Origin of the sequence: Shewanella hanedai (genome assembly GCF_007197645.1) — a bacterium.
In the GTDB taxonomy this organism is placed as follows: domain Bacteria; phylum Pseudomonadota; class Gammaproteobacteria; order Enterobacterales; family Shewanellaceae; genus Shewanella; species Shewanella hanedai.
Genome location: NZ_VKGK01000076.1, coordinates 1 through 1,947, shown reverse-complemented (window position 1 = coordinate 1,947; position 1,947 = coordinate 1). Strand labels below are relative to the sequence as shown.

Below are 1,947 nucleotides of genomic sequence, written 5' to 3'. Positions count from 1 at the left end.
TATCAGGAGGAGCGTCCTCTCACGATTCAGCTCCCGTCCAATGGACTTCGTTACATTGTCAGACTCGCTGCTTTATTCAGAGTCTTAGGGTCATCTAGTGATACAGATGGTTCACTCTTATTGCGGTGAACAGCGCTTCATACGACCTCAGGTCGCACGGACAAAAGCGACTTAGTGCTTAGGCTCTAAAATTTCCAATTAAGATTATCATAAGTAATGATTATCTTAAGAAAGCAGGTTTATGTTCACTAAGAGATGGATGGATCTCAGTTCACTCTCGAAACAAGAAGCTAACCAGAAAGTTTAGTTAGGTGTTCTAAATGAACCGCCCTCGGCTCTGGCATCCTGCTTCGCTCTACCTCCTAAATCCATTTAGTCGTGTGCGGAGCCGCATGCAGGCTGGTGTGGGGGCTGGAGGCTAGACACCTACCAGCTACCAGTTTAGGCTTCTTTACGCACAAACAAATTATCAAATGCTGAATTCATTATTTCGATATTACTATTTAGTGCATCGATAAATACTTGTGAATCTTGATCATTACCAAGTTCACCTCTGAGAGCAATTGTCATAGGAGGCAGCAATGATAAAAGACGACCATGCTCACTCATACATTTTTTGGCAAACTCCAGATATAAAGGCTCTAAAATCCCTTCTTGTTCTTCTAAACTTGCAGTGCTCCGCTGCACAATTCCCTCTTGGGTTTCATAGCTTTTGTTTAAATAATCAAAAGTTGCAGGATCATTGCGGCCCTGAAGGTTTAACTCTTTCATTATTGAAATTAATCGGTCTTTCTCGTTGTTTGCTTTATCTATGGTCGATCCGTATATCTCAATAGCTTTTTTGTGGTCTAAGGCTATTGCTCTATCTTTCATCAGATCGATAAAGACCTCAGCTGTCTCTGCGGAATAATTTAATATTTCGGCTACGGATTCTTCTTTTGCAGCTAGATAGGATTTGGCTACAATCCCACTATGATCTTTCATTTGAACTTCAATATCTTTTTGCGTAAATTCTAAATTAATTAGTTTTGGTACGATTCCTAGAACATCTGCAAAAGAGCCAGCCACATTCAAAAACACTTCTTTTTTAAGAGCCAATTTTTGCTCTGATTGGTATTTTTGTTTTTCATGTTCAAGCAATGCGGCTTGTCGTTTCTCATTTCCTTTATTCGTCCAAAACACTCCAAGAAATGTCAAAAAGGAGGCTATAACTGCGCTCCAAATAACATTTGGAATTTTAGAAATTAACACTATAAGAGTTTCCATACACAAATTCCTTGAGAAGCCTAACGTCTTAGTATTTATGCGTTGCGCGTATATTTGGCAAAACGCGCATGTGCATTTAACAAACCTATTATTTAAGCCTTACTAAAGTAAAGCTATTGATTTATAAGCACTCTATCAGAGAGGCACTGAATAAACGAGCACGGAAAATTGCAAAGTGAGCATGAATATTGATGTCATATCTTAAGCAGTCAGTAGCATTCACTTATCGATTAGCAAAAGTAGGTCAACTAACTTGCTACTGTTTTGTGCAGCTTAGCGCTTGAAACCAATAAAAGGGGCATTTCCGTGTTAGTGATTTACTCAGACAAGTCAAAATCGAAGAGACAGATGAACAGGTGTAAGTGGGCTCGAGGACTTCGATTTCAGGGATGAAATCGTAGAGCGCCCATGGATGGGTTTACAGCGTACCGAGAGATTACTTGCACATAAGCACGCTGCAAGCGATAGATCACATTGAAACCTGAAGCTTCGACTCACTACCAAATACAATTAAACCCCAAACAAAAAATGTAACCAGCCTTCATTTGAATGCTAACCAGCTTTGGTCGGATAAGCGGCACCTGTTACCAAGTGCCGCTCTCCTAAGAACCGTACGTGCAACTTTCACTGCATACGGCTCAAGCCTCCACTAAGGCGTACTATGTTACCCGGTAACCATAC

1 protein-coding gene is annotated in these 1,947 nt (G+C 40.5%); it reads right to left on the bottom strand.

The genetic code is table 11. The features are described 5' to 3' along the window. Window positions 1-441: 441 nt before the first annotated feature. Window positions 442-1,266 (bottom strand): chromosome partitioning protein ParA, encoded by an 825-nt coding sequence (locus FN961_RS25640; RefSeq protein WP_144042972.1) that lies wholly within the window; start codon window positions 1,264-1,266, stop codon window positions 442-444. Between the last annotated feature and the right edge of the window lie 681 nt (window positions 1,267-1,947).